General features: G+C 46.9%; 17 protein-coding genes. 13 read left to right on the top strand and 4 right to left on the bottom strand.

Going from position 1 to position 18,327, the window contains the following annotated elements; translation table 11 throughout:
• Positions 1-46 precede the first annotated feature (46 nt).
• The 12 genes from OX890_RS18375 (at position 47) to dinB (ending at position 12,072) form a co-directional block, all read left to right on the top strand.
• Positions 47-1,381, top strand: coding sequence for a Na(+)-translocating NADH-quinone reductase subunit A (locus tag OX890_RS18375; RefSeq protein WP_006080462.1), 1,335 nt, complete (start codon positions 47-49; stop codon positions 1,379-1,381).
• A complete protein-coding gene (locus tag OX890_RS18370; protein ID WP_006080463.1) occupies positions 1,381-2,580 on the top strand; it encodes an NADH:ubiquinone reductase (Na(+)-transporting) subunit B in 1,200 nt (399 codons plus the stop codon). Before OX890_RS18375 ends, OX890_RS18370 begins: the two co-directional genes overlap by 1 nt.
• Positions 2,573-3,361: a Na(+)-translocating NADH-quinone reductase subunit C gene (locus tag OX890_RS18365; RefSeq protein ID WP_006080465.1), complete on the top strand. Its 789-nt coding sequence runs from the start codon at positions 2,573-2,575 to the stop codon at positions 3,359-3,361. Before OX890_RS18370 ends, OX890_RS18365 begins: the two co-directional genes overlap by 8 nt.
• Entirely contained in the window at positions 3,361-3,993 is a 633-nt protein-coding gene (locus OX890_RS18360) for an NADH:ubiquinone reductase (Na(+)-transporting) subunit D (protein WP_006080467.1), read from the top strand. The genes OX890_RS18365 and OX890_RS18360 overlap by 1 nt, the downstream gene beginning before the upstream one ends.
• A 5-nt stretch (positions 3,994-3,998) precedes the next feature.
• On the top strand, positions 3,999-4,607 hold the full coding sequence (nqrE, locus tag OX890_RS18355) for an NADH:ubiquinone reductase (Na(+)-transporting) subunit E (RefSeq protein ID WP_006080469.1): 609 nt from the start codon (positions 3,999-4,001) through the stop codon (positions 4,605-4,607).
• A 46-nt stretch (positions 4,608-4,653) separates the two neighbouring features.
• Positions 4,654-5,910 carry an NADH:ubiquinone reductase (Na(+)-transporting) subunit F gene (gene nqrF, locus OX890_RS18350; RefSeq protein WP_006080471.1) on the top strand — a complete coding sequence of 419 codons (1,257 nt, stop codon included), beginning with the start codon at positions 4,654-4,656 and terminating at the stop codon, positions 5,908-5,910.
• 98 nt (positions 5,911-6,008) lie between these two features.
• Complete coding sequence (locus OX890_RS18345) at positions 6,009-7,055, top strand: FAD:protein FMN transferase (protein ID WP_268649702.1); 1,047 nt, start codon at positions 6,009-6,011, stop codon at positions 7,053-7,055.
• Positions 7,056-7,070: 15 nt separating this feature from the next.
• Positions 7,071-7,295, top strand: a complete 225-nt coding sequence (gene nqrM / locus OX890_RS18340) for a (Na+)-NQR maturation NqrM (protein WP_006080474.1) — start codon at positions 7,071-7,073, stop codon at positions 7,293-7,295.
• 260 nt (positions 7,296-7,555) lie between these two features.
• Positions 7,556-8,029 (top strand): bacterioferritin, encoded by a 474-nt coding sequence (bfr, locus tag OX890_RS18335; protein WP_268649701.1) that lies wholly within the window; start codon positions 7,556-7,558, stop codon positions 8,027-8,029.
• A gap of 9 nt (positions 8,030-8,038) precedes the next feature.
• Entirely contained in the window at positions 8,039-8,506 is a 468-nt protein-coding gene (gene bfr, locus OX890_RS18330; protein ID WP_006080476.1) for a bacterioferritin, read from the top strand.
• A gap of 296 nt (positions 8,507-8,802) precedes the next feature.
• The gene (locus OX890_RS18325; RefSeq protein WP_268649700.1) at positions 8,803-10,806 is read left to right on the top strand and encodes a methyl-accepting chemotaxis protein; all 2,004 of its coding nucleotides are present in this window, start codon (positions 8,803-8,805) and stop codon (positions 10,804-10,806) included.
• Between the two features lie 189 nt (positions 10,807-10,995).
• A complete protein-coding gene (dinB, locus tag OX890_RS18320; RefSeq protein WP_268649699.1) occupies positions 10,996-12,072 on the top strand; it encodes a DNA polymerase IV in 1,077 nt (358 codons plus the stop codon).
• Between the two features lie 43 nt (positions 12,073-12,115).
• Here the strand turns inward: dinB and OX890_RS18315 are convergent, their stop codons facing one another.
• Entirely contained in the window at positions 12,116-13,015 is a 900-nt protein-coding gene (locus OX890_RS18315) for a LysR family transcriptional regulator (RefSeq protein ID WP_006080481.1), read from the bottom strand.
• A gap of 92 nt (positions 13,016-13,107) precedes the next feature.
• On the opposite strand from OX890_RS18315, the gene OX890_RS18310 reads away from it, so the two are divergent.
• A complete protein-coding gene (locus tag OX890_RS18310; RefSeq protein ID WP_011845999.1) occupies positions 13,108-14,040 on the top strand; it encodes a DMT family transporter in 933 nt (310 codons plus the stop codon).
• A gap of 167 nt (positions 14,041-14,207) precedes the next feature.
• On the opposite strand, the gene OX890_RS18305 is transcribed toward OX890_RS18310, so the two are convergent.
• The 3 genes from OX890_RS18305 to OX890_RS18295 all read right to left on the bottom strand — a co-directional run bounded on the left by OX890_RS18305 (position 14,208) and on the right by OX890_RS18295 (position 18,222).
• Positions 14,208-15,854 (bottom strand): methyl-accepting chemotaxis protein, encoded by a 1,647-nt coding sequence (locus OX890_RS18305; RefSeq protein WP_268649698.1) that lies wholly within the window; start codon positions 15,852-15,854, stop codon positions 14,208-14,210.
• Between the two features lie 95 nt (positions 15,855-15,949).
• Positions 15,950-16,504 carry a cache domain-containing protein gene (locus tag OX890_RS18300; RefSeq protein ID WP_006080485.1) on the bottom strand — a complete coding sequence of 185 codons (555 nt, stop codon included), beginning with the start codon at positions 16,502-16,504 and terminating at the stop codon, positions 15,950-15,952.
• Positions 16,505-16,761: 257 nt separating this feature from the next.
• Positions 16,762-18,222 carry an aminoacyl-histidine dipeptidase gene (locus tag OX890_RS18295; RefSeq protein ID WP_107403936.1) on the bottom strand — a complete coding sequence of 487 codons (1,461 nt, stop codon included), beginning with the start codon at positions 18,220-18,222 and terminating at the stop codon, positions 16,762-16,764.
• Positions 18,223-18,327: the final 105 nt, after the last annotated feature.

Raw genomic sequence — 18,327 nt, 5'->3', positions numbered from 1 at the left:
AGGAACGCGGCGCATTGTCTTTCCTTCAAACGTAGTGCTTGTGGATATGATTACAATTAAGAAAGGATTGGAACTGCCTATAGCAGGCGGACCAGAGCAAGTTATCCATAATGGCCCAGCCATTAAACATGTAGCTACTTTGGGTGAAGAGTATATTGGCTTACGTCCAACGATGAAAATCAAAGTGGGCGATAAAGTACAAAAAGGCCAGGTTCTTTTTGAAGATAAGAAGAATTTAGGCGTTAAATATACGGCTTTAGCCAGTGGTACTATATTAGACATTAACCGGGGCGCCCAGCGTGTTCTGCAGTCTGTTGTCATTGAAGTGGAAGGAAACGAAAGCGTTGCCTTTGCTAAATATGATGCCACTGCACTCGATACGCTCGACTCGCAGTTAGTCCGTGACAATCTGATCGAATCAGGTTTATGGACTGCTTTGCGTACTCGTCCTTTTAGCAAAGTTCCTGCTGTAGACTCTTCTGCTGCTGGTATTTTTGTAACCGCAATAGATACTCAACCTCTTGCCGCTGATCCTGTTGTGGTGATCCGTGAGCATAAAGAAGATTTTGCTAATGGTCTTAAGGTCTTAGCAAGACTTACTGACGGTAAAGTTTACCTTTGTAAAGCGCCTGGCGCTGATATTCCTGCCGCAAACGCCCAAGTTGAAGAATTTGCTGGTGTGCACCCTGCAGGATTAGTCGGTACTCATATTCACTTCTTATTGTCTGCCTCTGCAAAACGTACCGTTTGGCATATTGGTTACCAAGATGTAATAGCAATTGGTCAGCTATTTACGACGGGTGAACTCAATACCGAACGTGTTATTGCGATCGCAGGCCCTAAAGCGGCTAAGCCAAGACTCGTACGCACTGTTGTGGGCGCGAGCATGACTGAATTAACCGCAGGTGAAGCGTTAGATGGCAATGTTCGTCTGATTTCAGGCTCTGTTCTGAATGGTCGTACAGCCGTTGGCCCACAAGGGTATTTAGGTCGTTACCATGTTCAAGTAAGTCTGTTAGAAGAAGGTACAGAGAAAGAATTTTTAGGCTGGGTATTACCAGGCTCAGACAAATATTCTATCACTCGTGCATTCTTAGGACATCTTGCTCCTTCTCGTCTGTTCAGTATGACGACCAGTACAGGTGGTTCAGACCGCGCTATGGTGCCAATTGGTAACTATGAGCGTGTAATGCCATTGGACATTCTTCCTACTATGTTGTTGCGTGACTTGATTTCAGGTGACTTTGACGGTGCTGCTACTTTAGGCGCGTTAGAGTTAGATGAAGAAGATCTCGCACTGTGTACGTTCGTATGTCCAGGCAAGTATGACTACGGTTCATATCTGCGTGACTGTTTAGATACGATCGAGAGGGAAGGCTAATGAGCTTGAAAGATTTTTTCGAACGTATTGAACCCGACTTTGAAAAAGGCGGTAAATACGAAAAGTTTTATGCCCTATTCGAAGCGGCATACACAATTTTTTATACCCCAGGTAAAGTGAACAAGGGCAAAACCCACGTTCGCGATAACCTCGACCTAAAACGTATGATGATTACGGTTTGGGCTTGTGCTTTCCCAGCGATGTTCGTGGGTATGTACAACGTAGGTTTACAAGCTCAATTAGCTTTAGTGGCTGGTTTTGCTACCCCTGACGTATGGCAAGTGAGCTTGTTCAGCATGTTCGGTACCGAACTGACGGCAAACTCTGGCTGGCCTGCGCTAATGTGGTATGGCGCCTGTTTCTTCCTACCTATCTACGCGGTGACCTTCGCTGTCGGTGGTATCTGGGAAGTGCTGTTTGCCTCTATCCGCGGCCATGAAGTCAACGAAGGTTTCTTCGTTACCTCTATCCTGTTCGCTTTAACGCTGCCAGCAACTATCCCATTATGGATGGTGGCGCTGGGTATCACCTTCGGTGTGGTCGTGGCGAAAGAAGTGTTCGGTGGTACAGGGCGTAACTTCTTAAACCCAGCACTAGCGGGTCGTGCCTTCCTGTTCTTCGCTTATCCGTTGAACATGTCGGGTGATACCTCATGGGTTGTGGCTGACGGCTACTCAGGTGCGACTGCACTGAGCCAAGCTGCTGCGGGCACATTAGATTACGCAATTAACCAAAACTGGTGGGATTCGTTCTTCGGGTTCATTCCAGGTTCAGTGGGCGAAGTGTCTACATTAGCGATTCTGTTAGGTGGTTTGGTCATCATCTACACGCGTATCGCTTCATGGCGCATCGTTGGCGGTGTAATGGTCGGTATGATTGCCATTTCTACTCTGCTGAACGTTGTCGGTAGCGACACTAACCCAATGTTTGCAATGCCTTGGTACTGGCACTTAGTGTTAGGTGGTTTTGCGTTTGGCATGATGTTTATGGCGACAGACCCAGTGTCAGCGTCATTCACTAACCAAGCTAAATGGGCATACGGTATCTTGATTGGTGCAATGGCTGTGTTTATCCGCGTGATTAACCCTGCATTCCCTGAAGGCATGATGTTGGCAATTTTGTTTGCTAACTTGTTCGCGCCATTGTTCGACCACTTCGTGGTTCAGGCAAATATCAAGCGGAGGATTGCCCGTGGCTAGTAATAAAGATTCGTTCGGCAGAACCTTATTTATCGTCGTTGGCCTATGTCTAATTTGTGCGATATTTGTGTCTACTGCAGCAGTGTTACTGAGACCGACTCAAGCAGAAAATAAACTGCTCGATAAGCAAAAGTACATTCTGGAAGCCGCTGGTCTTATCGATACTAAAGCTGGCAAGGTCACCAAAGCGCAAATTCTGGATACGTACGGCAAACACATCGAAGCTAAACTGGTCGATTTGAAAACGGGTGCTTGGGTTGATGGTGTTGATGCTGACACTTATGATCAACGTAAAGCGTCTCGTGATGTGAAAACCTCATTTGTACCTGAGAACGACATTGCTTCTGTGAAACGCGTAGCGGATAACGCTGTGGTTTACCTCGTTCGTGATGAACAAGGTAAATTGACCAGTGTGATTCTGCCAATCCATGGTTATGGCCTTTGGTCTACTATGTATGCCTTCCTTGCTATGGATGCTGACCTAAACACAGTGCAAAGCTTAGTCTACTACGAGCAAGGCGAAACGCCTGGCTTAGGTGGCGAAGTGCAAAATGCTCAGTGGAAAGCGAAATGGCATGGCAAAAAGTTATTTGATGAGCAAGGTAAACTCGCTATCAGCGTAACGAAAAACCCAGCTGTTGCTAGCACTGAATACGGTGTAGACGCATTATCTGGCGCAACCTTAACGAGTAACGGTGTGCAACATTCACTGACATTCTGGTTAGGGAAAGAAGGTTTTGCGAGTTTCATTGAAAAAGCACGCAATGGAGGTCTCAACTAATGTCTGACGCTAAAGAACTGAAACAGGTTCTGACCGGACCTATAGTCAACAACAACCCGATTGCTTTACAAGTACTTGGTGTATGTAGTGCATTAGCGGTAACGAGCAAGCTCGAAACTGCACTGGTAATGGCGTTGGCGTTAACTGCGGTAACAGCGTTTTCGAACCTGTTTATCTCAATGATCCGTAATCATATTCCAAGCAGTGTGCGTATTATCGTACAGATGACCATTATTGCCTCTTTGGTAATCGTGGTTGACCAATTGCTGCAGGCTTATGCTTATCAGATCTCTAAGCAGCTGTCGGTATTCGTCGGTCTGATTATTACGAACTGTATCGTAATGGGTCGTGCCGAAGCCTACGCGATGAAAACACCGCCAATGATGAGCTTTATGGATGGTATCGGTAACGGTTTAGGTTACGGTGCGATTCTGTTAGCTGTTGGCTTCGTACGTGAACTGTTTGGTAACGGTTCTCTGTTCGGTGTTGAAATCTTGCACAAGATCTCTGATGGCGGCTGGTACCAACCAAACGGTCTGCTACTACTGCCTCCGAGTGCGTTCTTCCTGATCGGTGTTCTGATTTGGATTATTCGTACCTATAAGCCAGAGCAAGTTGAAGCAAAAGGGTAAGTGCGATGGAACATTATATTAGCCTGTTAATTCGCTCTGTTTTCATTGAAAACATGGCACTGGCCTTCTTCCTAGGTATGTGTACTTTCTTGGCTGTGTCAAAGAAAGTCACCACAGCCATGGGCCTAGGGATTGCGGTAGTTGTAGTGTTAACTATCTCTGTCCCAGCAAACCAAGTTATCTATCAAGGGCTGCTAGCTCCTGGTGCACTTGCTTGGGCTGGCGCACCTGAAGCTGACTTAAGCTTCTTGAAATTCATTACCTTTATCGGTGTGATTGCAGCTTTGGTTCAAATTCTGGAAATGGCACTGGACAAGTACTTTCCACCTTTGTACAACGCATTAGGTATTTTCTTACCTTTGATCACAGTGAACTGCGCGATTTTCGGTGCGGTATCATTCATGGTTGAGCGTGACTACAAGTTAGGCGAGAGTGTGGTGTTTGGTTTCGGCTCAGGAGTGGGTTGGGCATTAGCTATCGTATTGATGGCCGGTATCCGTGAGAAGCTGAAGTATGCCGACGTGCCTAACGGCCTACGTGGTTTAGGTATTACCTTTATCACTGCTGGTTTGATGGCCTTAGGTTTCATGTCGTTTTCTGGTGTGTCTCTGTAAGAGACACATAACGGCTTCTTGAATTGGACCTTCTAAGGATAAGTTAATGGATATTCTTGGTATTTTTAAATCTACTCCGCTCGAGGTTTACCTCGGTGTGAGTATGTTTACTGCTATCGTCCTCATCTTGGTATTAGTGATTTTATTTGCTAAGTCTAAGTTAGTGGCTAGCGGTGACATCACGATCGGCATTAATGACGATCCTGAAAAAGCAATTACAACCGGTGCTGGCGGTAAGTTGTTAGGCGTTTTGGCTAACAGCGGTATCTTCGTATCGAGTGCGTGTGGTGGCGGTGGCTCATGTGGCCAATGTCGCGTGGTGATTAAGTCTGGCGGCGGTGATATTCTGCCAACAGAACTTGACCACATTAGCAAAGGTGATGCCCGTAAAGGCTGTCGTCTTTCTTGTCAGGTTAACGTTAAGAACGATATGGAAATCGAGCTTGACGAAGAAATCTTCGGTATCAAGAAATGGGAATGTGAAGTTATCTCTAACGATAACAAAGCCACTTTCATTAAAGAACTGAAGCTGCAAATTCCTGATGGCGAATCTGTACCATTCCGTGCTGGCGGTTATATTCAAATCGAAGCACCTGCTCACCATGTTAAATATGCAGATTTCGATGTACCTGCACAATACCGTGGCGACTGGGAACACTTCGGTTTCTTCAATCTTGAATCTAAGGTTGATGAAGAAACTATCCGTGCATACTCAATGGCTAACTACCCAGAAGAGTTCGGTATTATCATGCTGAACGTGCGTATTGCTACGCCTCCACCACGTAACCTGACTCTGCCTTGCGGTAAGATGTCATCTTATATTTGGAGCTTAAAAGCTGGCGATAAAGTGACAATTTCTGGCCCATTCGGTGAATTCTTCGCGAAAGATACCGATGCAGAAATGGTGTTTATCGGCGGTGGTGCGGGTATGGCGCCAATGCGTTCACATATCTTCGACCAACTGAAGCGTCTTCAGTCTAAACGTAAGATGAGCTTCTGGTACGGTGCACGTTCTAAGCGTGAAATGTTCTACGTAGAAGACTTCGACGGCCTCGCGGCTGAGAATGATAACTTCGTATGGCATGTGGCACTTTCAGATCCTCAACCAGAGGATAACTGGGATGGTTACACAGGTTTTATTCATAACGTATTGTATGAAAACTATCTGAAAAACCATGATGCACCAGAAGATTGTGAGTTCTACATGTGTGGACCTCCAATGATGAACGCTGCCGTAATTGGTATGTTGAAAAATCTTGGTGTCGAAGACGAAAACATCCTGTTGGATGACTTCGGCGGCTAATGTTCATTAGTCCTAGATAGAAAAGTTGCAGATGTTGAGGATAATCTCTCATCTGCAACTTTTGCATTTAAGGGCCCAAATAAGAGTAGTAGGTCACTATGTTTCAGACCTTAAAGATCAATACCTCAGCACTAAAGCATTCATTTAACTGGCTAGTCCTCGTAGGGCTGGCCTTTTTTGTTTCAGCCTGTTCTAAGCAGAACGAAGTCATTTCGTTAGCGGGCAGCACTATGGGGACGACTTACCATATTAAAGTCGTGCCGAATGAGCAGATGCCGACAGCGCAGTTACTTCAAGCGGAAATTGATTTAGCCCTTGAGCTGGTCAATGATCAGATGTCGACGTATCGCCCTGATTCAGAATTATCCCGTTTCAACCAGTTGCCATTGGAGCAAAGCGTTGAAGTCTCAGCGGATACCATCAAAGTGGTGCAAGAGGGAGTACGTTTATATCAAGTGACGGATAAGGCACTTGATATTACCTTAGGTCCTTTAGTTAACCTGTGGGGATTTGGGCCAGATAAGCGTCCAACAAAGGTCCCGAGTCAGGCCGATATCGATGCGGCAAAAGCCAAAACCGGTATTAGTGAACTTTCCATTGAAGGTAACCGTCTAACTAAGCACAACGCCCATTTATACGTAGACCTATCGTCGATTGCCAAAGGGTTTGGGGTTGATAAAGTGGCTTCCATTCTTGATAAATACCACGCGACTGGGTATTTAGTTGAAATTGGTGGTGAGCTCAGCATTAAAGGTGCTAAAGGCGATGGCAGCTCTTGGCGCGTTGCCATAGAGCAACCAACCGATGACGGTTCTGAAGCCGTACAGCAGGTTATCTCACCAGGTACTATGGCGATGGCGACCTCGGGCGATTATCGTAATTATTATGAGGAAGACGGCCAACGTTTTACCCATATAATTGATCCGCGTACCGGTTTGCCGATCAATCATAGGCTAGCATCCGTGACCGTATTGCATCAAAATTGTATGACAGCCGATGGTTTTGCGACGGCTATGATGGTTTTGGGCACAGAAGCATCATTGGAGCTTGCCAAGAAGGAACACTTGGCGATAATGCTTATCGAAAAGCAAGGCGACGGATTTAAGGTCTACTATAGCGACGCCTTCAAGCCTTTCCTTATTTAGTTTTTGGAGTAAACCATGACCTCTTTTATCGCGGCATTTGTGATTTTGTTATTATTCTTTTTGCTCATGTCGATTGGTTATCTCATCAAGCGCAAAGCCGTTGAAGGAAGTTGTGGCGGTTTAGGTGTTCTAGGGATTGAGAAAGCGTGCGATTGTGATGACCCTTGTGACAAACGTAAACGTCGTATGGCCGCTGAAGAAGCGCGTCGTGAGAAGTTAACAAAAGACCGTATTATCTAACATTCTCTACATCGTCTGTTTTGACAATAGCCTCCCATCTGGAGGCTATTTTTTTGCCTGAAACTTATCAGCCTAGATGATTCACTTAAATTTATCCTTGGGATATGAGGGAGATAGCGCGCTAATCTAAGCGGAAATGAGAATGGTTGTTATCATTAAGTAGGTGAAATATAAAGATAATTTGAGTTGGCCGCTGAATTGTACTAGGCTAGAAGCTTGATTTAGATCAATCTTTTCACGCTTACCAAGGATAGTAACTTATGAAAGGTCATCCTAAAGTGGTTGGGCAACTGAATCGGGTGCTTACCTGTGAGTTGACCGCCATCAATCAATATTTTCTCCATGCCCGCATGTTTAAGCACTGGGGCCTTGAGAAGCTAAATCACGTCGAATACAAAAAATCCATCCAAGATATGAAGCACGCCGATAAGCTCATCGAGCGCGTACTGTTTTTGGAAGGCCTGCCAAATTTGCAGCAACTCGAGAAACTTCGTATTGGTGAACATAGCCAAGAAATGCTCGACTGCGATCTGGCCATGGTGCAAGAGCAGCTTACATTGCTGCGTGATGCCATTAGCCTGTGTGAAACCGAGCAAGACTATGTGAGCCGCGATCTGCTGGAAGACATTCTCGAAGATGAGGAAGAGCATTTAGATTGGCTCGAGTCGCAGCAAGAGCTCATTATGCTAACCGGTATTCAAAATTATCTTCAATCGCAAATTAGCGACCAATAGGAGCGGGATATGAAAGGCGATAAAGACGTCATCGATGCGTTAAATCGACTCCTAACGGGAGAACTCTCGGCAATGGATCAATATTTTGTCCATGCCCATATGTACGAAGATTGGGGCTTGAATGAACTCTATGAGCGCATCGCCCATGAGTCCGATGATGAAAAAGCCCATGCGGCCAAATTAGTACAGCGTATTTTATTCCTCGAAGGAACGCCTAATGTTGCCGCCCGTGAGGCGTTGAACATAGGTAAAGATGTGGAAGAGATGCTGCGTAATGATCTCGCCTACGAGTACAAGGTCGCGGACGATTTGCGCCAAGTGATTGCCCTGTGTGAGCAGAAGCAAGATTACCAAACCCGCGAAATCCTCGAAGTGTTACTCGACGATACTGAGTCGGACCACATGTATTGGCTCGAAAAACAACTCGGACTTATCGACCGTGTCGGGCTGCAAAACTACCTGCAAACTAAGATGTAATCACTAAATCTAGATCAGCGGGAGTGTCTCGCTGATCTTATTACCACCGCGGCCTATTTTTCGAATCTTTATATAGTCTATCTGACTGTAAAACTCTGCCTCTACAAACTCTTCCTCTGCAATCCGCCTTAAATTTAGCGAATCCTGTTATATGCTCAATATCCTTTCTTTACAAATACTTATTTACGTTTTTTATGGCAATTTCATCTGTTGTTAACAGGTAAAAATTGTTACCGTGTAAAACTATTTTTGCGAGCCATATTGTTAACTTGTTGGCCAGCCAGACGGGAAGATTGATGGGATATATGAAACGTTCTCTAAGTTTGCAGTTAGTGGTTACTATCGTTGGTTCGCTTGCTGTACTGCTTACCTTAGTCGCCGCTTTGTTGGTGACAAAAGAAAGTGATAACACGCGAAAGCAAGTCGATGCGGATATTTCGGCGCTGGTAGCCTTAAAAGCCAATGAGATCAGCGGCTACTTTATTGCTAAGGGACAAGTGATCCATTCAGTGTTTGCCGAGCCGGGTTTAGTGAAGTGGTTTACTCAGTATCACGCCCGTGGCAGTCATCTAGCAGCTGATCGCCAGTATCAAGACATTATTGGTTACTTTAAGTCTTTCTCCGATCGGGATAGCGATGTTAAGTCGGTGTTTTTTGGCTCGGCCAATACCTTCGAGTACTTTGACCTTAATGGTCGCTTCGATGGCGATCCAGATTACTACACCAACAAACGACCTTGGTGGCAGGAAGCGATCGATCAAGCTGGGCTCTTTGTTGGCGATCCAGCGGTCGATGCGAACGATGGTTCAATTTCTGCCACGGTTAAAACCCCCGTTTATGCGGCGAATGGTGAGCTGATTGGCATTGGCGGCATGGATATCTTGATTGATACCATTGGTAAATCCCTGCTGGCACCGATTAAATACCGTGATTTTGGCCAAGCTTTCTTAATGACAGACGAAGGCAAGCTAGTGTATTTCCCTGGTTTTTCCGAGCGTTTCCCGCCGGGTTCTTTGGCGAATCAAGTGGACACTCAGTTTAAGCAGACCTCAGGGTTTTCGGCATTAAGACAACAGATGCAAAGGGAAGCGCAAGGGTTTGCTAACGTCACGTTCAATGGCGTGCCCCAGCGGGTGAGCTTTGTGACTGTGGGCGGCGATTATCCCAAACAAAAGTGGCACTTAGCCTTTATGTTGCCCCACGAAGTGATTGAAGCGCCAGTGACCGCTGCGTTCTGGAATGCCAGTATAGTCGCCATAGGTATCATGCTGCTAATGGGCGTGACGGTATGGTTGATGTTGCTACCCTTTAGACGTCAACTCGCTAAGTTATTGGATGCGATGGAAGATATTGCCGAAGGTGACAGTGATTTATCAAAACGTATTCTAATGGATCGAGAAGACGAGTTAGGCAAACTTGGCGATGCCTTTAATCGCTTTGCCGAGAAAGTGCAGCACATGTTGTTGGATACGCGCAGCTTAACCCAAGAGGTTGGCACGGGCGTTATTGATGCGCGGCAGATCTGCGACTTAGCCGTGTCGTCGGTCTCATCGCAGAAGCAGCAGATAGATACGGTTGCTACCGCCGCAACGCAAATGGCGCAAACCAGTCAAGAAATGGCTGTCAGTGCCCAGAGGGCGAATGATTTTGCTCAGAAGGCGCAAACTCAGGCCCACGACGGTACACAGATTGTTTCCCGTGCGACCGAAGGGATGAAGGCACTGTCGCAACAAGTAATTGCGGCGGCGAAAGTGATTAAACACTTACGCAATAGCTCAGAGCAAATCGGTGAAGTCTTGAGCGTGATCCGTAACATTGCCGAACAAACCAATCTATTGGCATTGAATGCGGCGATTGAAGCGGCGCGTGCGGGTGAGCAAGGTCGCGGCTTTGCTGTGGTGGCAGACGAAGTGCGCACGTTGGCATCGCGTACCCAAGATTCTACCGCTAACATTCAAGGCATTATCCAAACCTTGCAACAAAGCGCATTGCAGGCTGAGCAAGTGATGGAATCGGGCGTTGAGCAAGCGAAAGCGGGGCAAGGGCTAACGACTCAGGTCGAAGCGGCACTGAATGATATTGCGACGGCGATTATGTCAATTCAGCAGCAAACGGTTGAAATAACCGTAGCAATCGATCAGCAAGCCGTGGCGGCCGAGGAAGTGGCGCTCAATGTCGATAATGTGCGGGGGTTGTCGGATCAGTCTTTGCTTTCGAGTCAGGACTTGTCGCAAAGCTTGCAAGGCTTTGAGGATATGACCCGCGCGCTCACACGCAATATCGGCCAATTTAAGATTTAAGCCTGAGTTGGTCAGTGAACTGTTTGCTCACTGACCATCAGCTCAATCACGGCATCACTCATAGTGCACTCACAAAAGGAGCTTAGGCTCCTTTTTATTTTAGGTTTCCCGCCTGATCCTCGCTAAATTGATGATGAATACTTGATTACTGTTTTTATATACAGTATTTTGGCGTTGGAGGAATTCAACGTGCGAAAAATTATTCACATCGATATGGACTGCTATTTTGCGGCAGTGGAAATGCGCGACTTTCCCGAATACCGTGGCAAGCCTTTAGCTGTGGGCGGCAGCAGCGATCGTCGTGGTGTTATTAGCACTTGTAGCTACGAGGCACGTAAATTCGGTGTGCGTTCGGCGATGGCGACCGCTTATGCCTTTAAGTTGTGTCCCGATCTCATTTTGGTTCCTGGGCGGATGCAAGTTTATAAAGATGTGTCGCTGCAAATTCGTGAAATCTTCTCCCGTTATACCCAATTGGTTGAGCCGTTGTCCTTAGATGAAGCCTATTTAGACGTGAGTGAGTGCCAACAATATAAGGGCTCGGCGACCTTGATTGCGCAGGCCATTCGCCGCGATATCTTAGCCGAAACTGGGTTAACCGCTTCGGCTGGCATAGCCCCTGTGAAGTTTTTGGCTAAGGTTGCCTCTGATCTGAATAAGCCAAACGGCCAATATGTGATTACCCCAGAGACACTCCCTGAGTTTGTTAAAACCTTATCGCTGCGTAAAATTCCCGGTGTCGGCAAAGTCACCGCCGAAAAGCTCTCCTCGCTTGGGCTCAATACCTGTGGTGATGTGCAAGCCTACTCTAAACCTGAGTTATTGGCGCGATTCGGCAAGTTTGGTGGCGTGCTGATTGAGCGTTCCCAAGGCATCGATGAGCGGGGCATTTCCGCCGACAGAGAGCGTAAATCAGTGGGTGTTGAAACCACGCTGGCGAAGGATATTTATAGCCTAGAGCAGTGCCAACAAGTGATGCCGGGATTGATCCAAGAATTAGCCCTACGTTTGAGCCGCAGCGCTAAAGAGCGCAAAATTCACAAGCAAGTGGTCAAGCTCAAGTTTAATGATTTCAAGCAAACCACTATCGAGCATCGTAGCGATGAAGTCTCTATTGTGATGTTTTATGATCTACTAGCACAGGCGATGGTAAGGCAAGAGGGCCGCGGCATTCGCCTATTAGGTATTTCGGTCGGCCTCGCCGATTCTATCCTCGCAGTGCCCGAAATCCCAAATGCCCAGACTCAGCTTGATTTAGCGCTCTAGCTGTTTACTGAGTCGATAAGCCGCAGACTCATGCCTGAATGGCTCAATAAGCCTCGGGTGGATTCGCCAACATAAAATCAATTAACAGTCTGACCCGCAAGGGTAAATTGTCCCGATCGCGATACATCAAGTAGGCGGTGCGCGGAATACCTTGCCATTCTGGCAGTATTTGAACGAGCTTGCCGCTTTGTATCTGTTCACTCGCCATGCTGATGGGTAATAGTCCAATACCGAGTCCCGCCACCACAGCCTGACTGGCGATCGCCATATCATCGACGGCTAATTTGATGTTCCCCCTCGGCTCAAACTCGAAATTTTGCCCTGTGATATTGTGCTGTAAGCGCCATGTTTTTACGGGCTTTGCGATGATAACTGGATGCTGTTCGAGTGCTTCTATGGATTGCAGTGCATGCCACTGGGTTGCCGATGTGCTGGCGCAAAGCACAAAGCTAATCGTGGTGAGCGGCCTTGCAATCCAATCGGGATCTTTAGGTTCACCTACTCGAAAGGCAATATCGATAGCGTTTTCACTGACATCGATGTTCATGTTCGACAGGCTTAAATCGATGTCGATATTGGGATAATGCCGTTGGAAGGCGTTGAGTGATTCACCCAGCCAGCGATAGGTAGTGTTAATGGGCGCCGAGATCCGCAGTTTGCCAACCGCTTGATGTTTATCCGCATGCAACTCACCAGATACCTGGTTTAACTCGATAAACAGCGGGCCGCAGCGTTCGAGATAACGCTGACCTGTGGCGGTAAGGTTGACTCTATGGGCATCTCTGTGTAGTAAACGCAGGCCTAATGATTGTTCTAACAGATTGATTCGACGACTTAAGGTTGAAGGTGGAATGCCTAAGTGCTGCGCCGCGAGCTTAAAGCTCCCTTGTTGTGCCACCACCCAAAATAAGCGCATATCGTCTAAGGAATAATTAAGTTTCATATTTGGAATTTAAGCTCTCAATCTTGTAGGTTTTAATAATATATGAAACTAATAAACTAAGCTCAATACCAATTACCTCCCTAGAGTCCGATATGAAATCCCATACACCTTACATGACATTCGTTTGTCTACTGATTTGCGTTTTTAGCTGGGGTAGTGTGTTTCCCATTGCTAAGCGAGTGCTGGAGGAGATGTCAGGGGAATCCCTCGTATTCTGGCGTTTTACCATTGCGGCGGTGACTCTGGCGTTATATATCGTTTTCACTCGTCAAGCTTGGCCCAAATTGAGTTTGGCGCAATACATTGTCATAGCGCTAGTGGGCGTGATTGGTGTGGGCGGCTTAAATCTGGCGTTATTTAATGGGCTGCAGCACACCTCTGCCGCCAATGGCGCCTTGATTATGGCGCTCAGCCCGCTAGTGACTTCAATCGTCAACGCGCTATTACAGCGTGAATGGCTCAGCAGACAACAAGTGTTTAGCTTAGTGGGCGGTTTGGCGGGCGTATTGCTAGTGATCACTAACGGCAGTGTGCAGCAGTTGCTCAATTTTAGTTTTAACCAAGGTGATGTGATGATTGCCGCCGGTATGTTGGCGTGGAGTGGTTATACCATTTGTTCGCAACGGGTCGGCCATTGGTTGCCTGTGTTGCCATTTACCTTGCTGAGTATGATAGCAGCCAGTGTGTCTATGTCCGTTGTTGGGCTAGGCCGTGGGGAGTTTCACCCTTGGCAGGAGCTGATGGGGCTGTCGACAACGGCTTTTTCTAGCGTGCTCTACATAGGTTTATTCGCGACGGTGCTTGGTTATCTGTTTTGGATTAACGGCGTTAAGGCGCTTGGCCCCGCTAAGGCATCGGTCTTTTTTAATCTCGTGCCCGTTTTTGCGGCATTAACGGCGTTAGCCATGGGGCAGGCGGTAACGGAAATTCAATTGGTAGGGATGCTGATAGTGATCCTCGCGCTGATGTTGCCTATGTTGGTCAATCTACGCGCGACAAGAGGCTTAGTGGTTAAGCGCTGCTAATCGATGCTAGCTTTGCTGTTTAAATGTAAGGGAGCACCTGAATTCAGATAATCACTGCGACAGGTTTATGCTCCCTTATTCGGTAGAGGGGACTTTTCAAACATCACTGATTTACAAAAGGTAACTTATATAAAAACTTTCACTCTCAACAGCTTACAGCTTACAGCTTACAGCTTAAAGCGACTGACTAGAGCCGTGAGGTTACCCGCCATTGATGAGAGTTGTACGCTTGCGGCGTAGATTTCATCAGTGGTGCGTAAACTGTCCTCCGACTGTTCGGCAATGTGTTGAATATTTTGATGACTCTCATTGGCCATAGTGGTTTGCGCTTTGGCAGCGAGGGCAATTTGATTATTCATCTCGCTGATCTGACTCACCATTTCTGCAATATGCGCTAGGGCTTCACCGGCATTACTGGCTGCTTCGACGCTCGAAATCGCTTTTTCATTACCAATATTAATTGCCGCCACAGCGCTTTGGGTGCCATTTTGCACATTGGCGATCATCAATTTAATTTCTTCGGTGGATTGGTGGGTCTTAGAGGCGAGGGAGCGCACTTCATCGGCAACCACAGCAAAGCCGCGTCCTTGCTCGCCCGCTCGCGCCGCTTCAATTGCTGCATTAAGGGCTAATAGATTGGTCTGTTCGGCAATAGATTGGATCACCTCAAGTACGCGGCCGATATGTTGGCCTTCTTGTTCGAGTTTGTTGATTTGCATTTCTGCCGAGCCTACATCCCCCGCGAGTTCTCGAATTACATTGATGGTTTTTTTCACTCTTTCTTGGCCATCGGCGGTAAAGATATCGGCTTGTTTCGCGGCATCGGCGGCATGACTGGCACTGACTGACACTTCTTGCACAGAGGCAGCAATGTGATCACTGGCATCGGCGATTCTGTGGGTGGCTGCCTGTTGATCCATCAAGGTATGTTTTGCCGTGGCACTGGTTTTGGCTAGCCCTTCGGCGGCGACATTAAGCTCCGAAGTAGATTGTTTAAACTGCGAGATAATGCCATGTAAGTTATCGAGAAAATGATTGAATGCCTTGGCGAGATCACCAAGCTCGTCCTTAGAGGTTAGCTGGACTCGCTCGGTCAAATCACCATCACCATCGGTAATGTCGTGGATTTTCGCCAGCAAAACTGCGAGCGGCTTACTGATGAGTTTAGGCAAGGTAACGATGAACAGAATGCAGATCAGGATACTGATTGTTAAAGCAATTAACTGCATCTGCTGCCCACGATAGGCGTCATCATCCACTTGGGTGACAGCTGCTGCCGTATTGCTGTTTAAGTCATCGATTAGCTGATTAATATTTTGATGCAGCTGCTCGAATTGCGTCGCTGCTTGGCCAAAGCTCAGATCAATGGCGGTCGTGCGACCGTTACGGCCATTTTGGGTGCGCTGATTGCTGATTTCAGAGGTAGTGGTTCGCCATACCTCGAAACTGCGATTTAATTCATTGAGTTTTTCTTTTGCGAGGGGACTAGTGGTCACATCGGCAAACTGATTAAGGTGTTCTTTGACCAGAGATATACTATTAGTGTGCTGTTTTAGAAGGCTATTATAGGAGTCCGTGCCCACGTTAACGAACATCAGGCTACGTTCGGAGACTTGCGCTTGGTAAAGCTCTTTATCAGCTTGCAGCAGTTCAGATTGGCTCGGTAAGTATTCGAGTGCGAGCGTATTTGCGCTGTTATTTAATGCTTTAAGCCCTAAGATGCCAGTTGAAGAGGCGAAGATGACTACGCCAGCGAGTAGCAGACTCGGGTAAGTCAGTTTCTGGTTAACGGAAAGATCTTTATACCATTCCATAGTCACGCCCTCCTTGATTGATGCATTGAAAGATGAGGGCCGCGATAACCACTGAATAAAAGCGGATGCGGCCCATCACTGGCGTTCTCTGGCAATTAGAGTCCGAATTGATCTAGGTTGATCCCTATGGTGATAGCACCAATTGCGGCATCGCCATCCATGACGGGTATCGAAATTTGTACCAGATAAGCTTGGGAGCTAGTGTCAAATTTGACTGGACCTATGTGCTTATCGCCTTTGCCATTGGCGAAGGATTTTTGCCATTTATCTTCGTCACCCTGCCAGTAGTCTGAGGTTTTACTGGTCATGGCGACGTTAGCACCTTGATTATCCATGAGAAAAATTTCTTGGTAGTAAGGTTGGCTGGCTTCGAAGGTGGTGAGAAACTTGGCCGCTTCGTTGTTCATCAAGGACGACATAAAATCATCAATCCCAGCGGTGGCGATCCATTTTTCATCTAATGTTTTGATCGAATCTAAACTTTTGCCTTGAGCATTTTGCGCTTTAACGGCATTCACCAGCACCACTTCTTTACCTAATGGCATCAGTGAATCGGCTAGATCGATAACGGCTTGGGGGACTTCTTCGGCGAAACTGAGGTTACTGCTGAGCAGTAGTGCGGCGGCTGACAAGATTTTACCAAATTTCATGATCTCTATTCCTTAAGGTCACAGTATTGAAGGGGAAAGCGGCTATCTCTAAAAGCGCGACAAGCAAAAATACGTTCGGGTTAGACAGAACAACTATAGTAGAAAATTCAAGTTATTCAGTTCTTTCATAAAAATTTTATCAATGGCATTTCTACACACTAATAGAAGGCGCGATAAAAAATAAGGCCACATCTGACTTGAGCAGATGTGGCCTTGAATTAAGTGCCAATTGAGTGAGCTAGGCTAACATTCGGGCGTTACGCCTTAACTGGAATACGCTCGAGTACGGCTAATAATAAGGTCCAGTATTGGCCGACTGTGGTGATGTTCACCATCTCGTCTGGTCCGTGTGGATACCGAATCGTGGGGCCAATCGAGACCATATCCATTTCTGGGTAAGGTTTCTTGAATAGACCGCACTCAAGACCCGCATGGATCACCATGATCACTGGCTCTTTTTGGTAAATGTCTTGATAGGTTTCGCGTACTATCGCCATCACAGGTGAGCTGTTATCTGGCTTCCAACCTGGGTAAGCGCCGCTTAAATCGATATCGGCTCCGGCTAAGTTAGTTAACGCAGTTAACATGCCTTCGACTTGAGTACGGCCAGAATCAATCAGTGAGCGAATAAGACACAGGATAGTGACTTGTTCATCGTCAGTGCTGATAACGCCTACGTTGAGTGAGGTTTCAGTCACACCTTCGACTTCATCGCTCATGCGGATCACGCCGTTAGGGCATACATGCAGCAAATCGATCAGGGTATTTTGGCTGTTTTCGCTCATCACACGTTTTGGCGTGGGGATAGTGTTTAACACTAAACGCATATCAGGATCGGCAATGGCGAGTTCAGTGCGGATAAGCGCTTCAAACTCAGCGACTTTTTCGTTTAAGGCACTGACGTTTTCTTCTGGCAACATAAAGCTGATGTTGGCTTCACGTGGGATCGCATTACGCAATGAACCGCCGCTAAATTGTGTCAGCTCTAACGCTAAATCATCTGCATTTTCAAATAGGAAACGCGCCAATAACTTATTGGCATTGCCGCGACCTAAGTGAATGTTCACTCCAGAGTGACCGCCTTTTAAGCCAGATAAATGCAGGCTAAAGGCAGAGTAACTTTGCTCAGACGCTTGCCAAACCATAGGCAGGGTGATTTGAGCATCGACGCCACCGGCGCAGCCCATGTAAATTTCACCTTCTTGCTCAGAATCAGTGTTGATCAGGATCTCTGCGTCTAACATGCCCGCCTGTAAACCGAAGGCGCCCGTCATGCCTGCTTCTTCATCGATGGTCAGCAGCACTTCTAACGGACCGTGCTTGATGTCATCAGAGCCCAAAATGGCCAGCGCCGATGCCATGCCGATACCGTTATCTGAACCTAAGGTCGTACCTTTGGCTTTAACCCAATCACCATCGACATAAGCTTCGATAGGATCTTGGGTGAAGTCGTGTACTTTGTCGGCATTCTTCTGCGGCACCATATCGATATGGGCTTGAATGACTACGATTTTACGATCTTCCATTCCAGGCGTAGCCGGTTTGCGGATGATCAAGTTGCCAACGGCATCTTCAACGACGGCAAGTTGTTTGCTTTTTGCCCACGCTTGAATGTGCTGGCTTAAGGCTTGCTCATGCTTAGATGGGTGGGGAATAGCGCAGATTTGTTCAAACCATTGCCATAATGGCTGTGGGTATAACTGACTTAAAGCTGTCACAGAAGTGTCCCTCATAAGGTCTTGTGGGTATAGGGCAAATTTGCGGCCATTCTACCACATTCTGCGCAGTCAATTAATCTCAGCATCACAGGCTTTTGTTACGCT

It is taken from the genome of Shewanella sp. DAU305 (assembly GCF_026802235.1).
Classification (GTDB): Bacteria; Pseudomonadota; Gammaproteobacteria; order Enterobacterales; family Shewanellaceae; genus Shewanella; species Shewanella baltica.
Note: the sequence above shows the minus strand (reverse complement) of the source record. Positions and strands in the feature narration are given on the sequence as shown.